This window comes from Aliamphritea spongicola (genome assembly GCF_017051665.1).
Lineage (GTDB): Bacteria > Pseudomonadota > Gammaproteobacteria > Pseudomonadales > Balneatricaceae > Amphritea > Amphritea spongicola.
In genome coordinates this window covers 1-540 of sequence record NZ_JAFIDL010000027.1, presented here as the reverse complement: position 1 = coordinate 540, position 540 = coordinate 1, and the positions used below count along the sequence as shown (strand labels likewise).

Annotated in this window: 1 tRNA gene and 1 rRNA gene; both read right to left on the bottom strand. The window is 41.9% G+C overall.

Going from position 1 to position 540, the window contains the following annotated elements:
- Positions 1 to 298: 298 nt before the first annotated feature.
- Positions 299 to 375: transfer RNA gene (locus JYB63_RS22575), tRNA-Ile, on the bottom strand.
- A gap of 85 nt (positions 376 to 460) precedes the next feature.
- A 16S ribosomal RNA gene (locus JYB63_RS22570) occupies positions 461 to 540 on the bottom strand; the annotation flags it as partial.

The following is a 540-nucleotide window of genomic DNA, read 5'->3' as shown; positions in this document are numbered from 1 at the left end:
GATTAAACTTCATAGCCAACTGTTAAACAGTTAACGCTGAAGTAACGATACATTTACGCCGGATTAGCGCTTGTACATTTGTCTTACTTAATTCTCGTTACAGGATTTAAATTGTTAAAGAGCGTTTAAAGCAAAAAGCTTTAAAAGATAGTCACTTAAGCGTGAATATGTTTTAAAACTTTTCTAAACTTGAGCGAAATTTCGATCATCACTGCCAGATTTTTGCTTAATCAAGGCGAAGCATGACGACGCATAGCCTGCTATGCGAGGAATGTTTCAACGAAGAGTAAGGAAAAATTGGTAGGCCTGAGTGGACTTGAACCACCGACCTCACCCTTATCAGGGGTGCGCTCTAACCAGCTGAGCTACAAGCCTATATCTTGGTATAAATACCAATTCGCTCTCTTTACATTCTGATCAGATAATTCGTGTGAACGCTTGCTGAGAATCCGCTATCGTTTAAGGAGGTGATCCAGCCCCAGGTTCCCCTAGGGCTACCTTGTTACGACTTCACCCCAGTCATGAACCACACCGTGGTAA